At 74.3% G+C, this 4,765-nt stretch carries 4 protein-coding genes; 2 read left to right on the top strand and 2 right to left on the bottom strand.

Features of this window, described 5'->3' with window-relative positions; genetic code table 11:
- Nucleotides 1-69: 69 nt before the first annotated feature.
- On the bottom strand, nucleotides 70-825 hold the full coding sequence (locus ACSNOK_RS30760; protein ID WP_436784084.1) for a gamma-glutamyl-gamma-aminobutyrate hydrolase family protein: 756 nt from the start codon (nucleotides 823-825) through the stop codon (nucleotides 70-72).
- A gap of 242 nt (nucleotides 826-1,067) precedes the next feature.
- Nucleotides 1,068-1,799: a FadR/GntR family transcriptional regulator gene (locus tag ACSNOK_RS30755; RefSeq protein ID WP_436784083.1), complete on the bottom strand. Its 732-nt coding sequence runs from the start codon at nucleotides 1,797-1,799 to the stop codon at nucleotides 1,068-1,070.
- Between the two features lie 87 nt (nucleotides 1,800-1,886).
- Between ACSNOK_RS30755 and ACSNOK_RS30750 the strand changes: the two genes are divergently transcribed.
- Together ACSNOK_RS30750 and ACSNOK_RS30745 are read left to right on the top strand one after the other, a co-directional pair.
- On the top strand, nucleotides 1,887-3,254 hold the full coding sequence (locus tag ACSNOK_RS30750) for a glutamine synthetase family protein (protein WP_436784082.1): 1,368 nt from the start codon (nucleotides 1,887-1,889) through the stop codon (nucleotides 3,252-3,254).
- 11 nt (nucleotides 3,255-3,265) lie between these two features.
- Nucleotides 3,266-4,621: an aldehyde dehydrogenase family protein gene (locus tag ACSNOK_RS30745; protein WP_436784081.1), complete on the top strand. Its 1,356-nt coding sequence runs from the start codon at nucleotides 3,266-3,268 to the stop codon at nucleotides 4,619-4,621.
- Nucleotides 4,622-4,765 lie beyond the last annotated feature (144 nt).

Below are 4,765 nucleotides of genomic sequence, written 5' to 3'. Positions count from 1 at the left end.
GTGCGTGGGGCGTTGGGGGCGAGCAGGGGGGCGTCCCCCGTGAGTGACGGCCTCGGCTCGCCGCGGGCCTCAGACCCGTACCCCCGCGGCCGCCGCGACCAGCCCCCGGACCAGGCGCAGGTCGTCCCGGACCTCCGGGTGCCACTGGACGCCGACGGCGAACCGGCCGTCGCCGGAGGGAAGTTCCAGCGCCTCGATGGTGCCGTCCTCGGCGTGGGCCGAGGCGAGGAGACCGCGGCCGAGCTGGGCGACGCCCTGGTGGTGATGGGTGGCGACGTCGACCGGGACGGGCATCAGACGGGCCGTCAGGGTGCCGGGGACCATCTCTACGAGGTGGTCGGCGAAGGTGCCGACGCGGGGGTTGTGGCCCTTGTGGCCCACGGTTTCCGGGAGGTGCTGGTTGAGGGTGCCGCCGGCGTGGACGTTCATCAGCTGCATGCCCCGGCAGACGCCCAGCACCGGGATGCCGCGCCGCAACGCCGCGTCCAGGAGCGCCAGTTCCCACAGGTCGCGCTCCGGCACCGGGCGGCCGGTGCGCGGGTGCGGTTCCTCGCCGTAGAGGGCGGGGTCGACGTCCTCGCCGCCCGCGAGGATCAGGCCGTCCAGGCGGTCGACCAGTGCCCGGGCGGCGCCCGGGGCGTCGGGCGGCAGCATCGCGGCCAGCCCGCCGGCCCGCTGGACGTACTCCGGGTACGCGGCCGGGAGCAGCGCCGCGCGCTGGTCCCAGGCGATGCCCCAGCGGGCGCGCGTCCAGTAGGTGGTGACCCCGATCAGCGGCTGGGGGGCCCGGGCGGTACCGCCGGCCCGGTTCTGGTGGTTCGTCACGTGCCCTCGCGTCCTTTCCGGTGGGGAGGGCGTCCTTTCCGGTGGGGAGGCGGGCCGGCCCCGGCGGGCGGCCCGGGCCTACGGTGTGCGGCCCGAGCGTCCGGTCGGTCGCTCTCCGGCGGTGTCGGGCCCGGTAAAGGTCGCCCCCCGTACCTTTGCCCGTGGACGGCCGGTGGCGCAACCCCCGCGCTCCTCACGCCCCTTGGACGCGCCGTCCGCCGCCCCGCCGTGCGCCCCGCGGCTCAGGTGAGGAAGCCCCGCAGCAGGGCCGCCGTCCCCGCGCAGTGCTCCCGCATCGTCGCGCGCGCCGCGTCCGGGTCGCCCCGGAGCACCGCCTCGGCGAGGGCCGCGTGCTGGCGCTGCGAGTGCTCCAGGTTGCGGACGAGCAGCGGGATGCAGTCCAGGAGCTGGTTGACGGTTGCACGCACCGCCGAGTAGTGCGCGGCCAGCGACGGCGAACCGGACAGCTCGGCCAGGGTGAGGTGGAACAGCGTGTCGTGGCGGCGGTAGTCGTCCGGAGCGGCGTCCCGGGTGGCGGCCAGGGCCGCGCGCAGCCGGTCCGCCGCGTCCGGCGGGAGCGGCCGGGCGGCGCACAGTTCGGCCGCGCCGAGCTCCAGGACCTCGCGGAAGCGCAGGGTGTCCTCGACGTCCACGTCCGCGACCCGGCGGCGCAGTTCGGCCGCGTCCGCCGTCGGGGCCGGCGCGGGGCGCGCGTGGACGAACGTACCGCCGTACCGGCCGCGCCGGCTCTCCACCAGTCCCTGCTCGTGCAGCACCCGCAGCACCTCGCGGAGCGTCACCCTGCTGATCCGCAGCCGCTCGGCCAACTCCCGCTCCGACGGCAGCCGTTCGCCGTCGGCCACCAGGCCGAGGCGTATGATCCGCAGGATCCGCTCCAGGGCCTCCTCGAAGCCGTTGCCCGCGTGGACCGGCCGCAGGACCGCCGACAGCCGGTCGGCCGCGCTCCCGTTCATCGGACCCCTTCCCAACCAATGGTCTACCGGCATACCTTAAGACCTCCGGTCGCACCGCACGGACCGCACCGACAGGGAGGCTCACCCGTGGCAGACCGCACGCCCCCGCTCAGCGTCGCCGAGCTCCGCCGGCTCGTCGCCTCCGGGGAGATCGACACCGTCGTCCTGGCCTTCACCGACATGCAGGGGCGGCTCCAGGGCAAGCGGTTCGCCGCCCGTTTCTTCCTCGACGACGTGCTGGAGAACGGCACCGAGGGCTGCAACTACCTGCTGGCCGTGGACGCGGACATGAACCCCGTCGACGGGTACGCCATGTCCTCCTGGGAGCGCGGCTACGGCGACTTCGCGATGCGCCCGGACCTGTCCACCCTGCGCCGCACGCCCTGGAACGCGGGCACCGCCCTGGTCACGGCCGACCTCGCCTGGCACGACGGCTCCCCGGTGCTCGCCTCGCCCCGGCAGATCCTCCGCCGCCAGCTCGACCGGCTCGCCGAGCACGGCTGGACCGCCCAGGTGGGCACCGAGCTGGAGTTCATGGTCTTCAAGGACTCGTACGAGCAGGCGTGGAACGGCGGCTACCGGGGCCTGACCCCGGCGAACCAGTACAACGTCGACTACTCCGTCCTCGGCACCGGCCGCGTCGAACCCCTGCTGCGTCGCATCCGCAACGAGATGGGCGCCGCCGGCCTCACCGTCGAGTCCGCCAAGGGCGAGTGCAACCTCGGCCAGCACGAGATCGCGTTCCGCTACGACGAGGCGCTGGTCACCTGCGACCAGCACGCCGTCTACAAGACCGGCGCCAAGGAGATAGCCGCCCAGGAGGGCATGGCGCTCACCTTCATGGCCAAGTACGACGAGCGCGAGGGCAACTCCTGCCACATCCACCTCTCGTTGCGCGACGCGGCCGGGCGGCCGGTGCTCGCCGACGACGACGGCCCGTACGGCATGTCGCGCACCATGCGCCACTTCCTCGCCGGACAACTCGCCGCCCTCCGGGAGTTCACCCTCCTCTACGCGCCCAACATCAACTCGTACAAGCGGTTCCGCCCCGGCTCCTTCGCCCCGACCGCCGTCGCCTGGGGGCCGGACAACCGCACCTGCGCCCTCCGCGTCGTCGGCCACGGCCGCTCGCACCGCTTCGAGAACCGCCTCCCCGGCGGCGACGTCAACCCCTACCTCGCCGTCGCCGGCATGATCGCCGCCGGCCTGCACGGGGTGGAGAAGGAGCTGGAGCTCCCCGAGGTGTGCACCGGCAACGCCTACGCCGGTGACGCCCGGCACGTCCCCGCGACACTGCGCGAGGCGGCGGAGCTGTGGGAGGGCAGCGCCCTGGCCCGGGCCGCGTTCGGGGACGAGGTGGTCGAGCACTACCGGACCATGGCCCGGGTCGAGCAGGAGGCGTACGACACGGCCGTGACGGACTGGGAGCGGTACCGCTCCTTCGAGCGCATGTGAGGCAGGGGACCGTGTTTCTGGAAGTTCTCAACCCGGCGACCGAGGAGGTCGTCGCCACCGTCCCCGCCGCCACGGCCGAGGACGTGGACGCCGCCGTCCGGCGGGCCGCCGACGCCCAGCGCGGCTGGGCCGCCCTCGCCCCCGGCGACCGCGCCCGGCTGCTGCGCCGCTTCGCCGCCGTCGTCGACGAGCACCTGGAGGAACTGGCCCTGCTGGAGGTCCGCGAGGCCGGGCACCCGGTGGGCAACGCCCGCTGGGAGGCCGGCAACGTCCGCGATCTCCTCGACTACGCGGCCGGCGGCGTCGAACGGCTCACCGGCCGGCAGATCCCGGTGGCCGGCGGCTTGGACGTCACCTTCCACGAGCCGCTCGGCGTCGTCGGCGTCATCGTCCCGTGGAACTTCCCCATGCCCGTCGCCGCCTGGGGCTTCGCCCCCGCGCTCGCCGCCGGCAACGCCGTCCTCCTCAAACCGGCCGAGACGACACCGCTCACCGCGCTGCGGCTGGCGGAGCTGGCGGTGGCGGCCGGGCTGCCGGAGGGCCTGCTCCAGACGCTTCCCGGGACCGGTCCGGTGGCGGGAAGCGCCCTCGTCGAGCACCCCGGCGTCGCCAAGATCGTGTTCACCGGCTCCACCGCCGTCGGGAAGCGGATCATGGCGCGGTGCGCCGAGCGGGTGAAGCGGGTGACGCTGGAACTCGGCGGCAAGAGCGCCAACATCGTCTTCGCGGACGCGGACGTCGAGCGCGCGGCCGCCGCCGCTCCCGGCTCGTTCCTCGACAACACCGGCCAGGACTGCTGCGCGCGCAGCCGCATCCTCGTCCAGCGGACGGTGTACGACCGCTTCATGGAGCTCCTCGAACCGGCCGTCCGCGCCGTCGTCGTCGGCGACCCCGCCGATCCGGCGACGGGCATGGGCCCGCTGATCTCGGCGGCCCACCGGGAGCGCGTCCGCTCGTACGTCCCCGAGTCCGCGCCCGCCGCGATCCGGGGCGAGGCCCCGGGCGGGAAGGGGTTCTGGTACCCGGCCACCGTGCTGGAGGGCTCCGCCGGGGACCGGGTGGCGCGGGAGGAGGTGTTCGGGCCCGTCGCCGTCGTCATTCCGTTCGAGGACGAGGCGGAGGCGGTGCGGATCGCCAACGCGACGGATTACGGGCTGTCCGGGTCGCTGTGGACGCGGGACGTCTCGCGGGCGCTGCGGGTGTCGCGGGCCGTCGCGGCGGGGAATCTGTCCGTGAACTCGCACTCTTCGGTGCGGTACTGGACGCCTTTCGGGGGGTTCAAGCAGTCGGGTCTGGGGCGGGAGTTGGGGCCGGATTCGGTTGCGGCGTTCGCTGAGGTGAAGAACGTTTTCGTCGCGGTGGAGTGAGGTGCCCCGGTCCCGCCCTTTCACCGTTTCCCGGGGGCGAGCCCCCGGACCCCGCTTGTCGCGGCTTCGCCGCTCGTCCTCAAACGCCGGACGGGCTGAAGTGCACGCCCGAGGCGGCACTATCCAGCCTGTCCGGCGTTTGAG

The sequence above is a fragment of the Streptomyces sp. URMC 126 genome (assembly GCF_051386555.1).
GTDB lineage: Bacteria > Actinomycetota > Actinomycetes > Streptomycetales > Streptomycetaceae > Streptomyces.
This window is presented reverse-complemented; position numbering and strand designations above follow the sequence as displayed.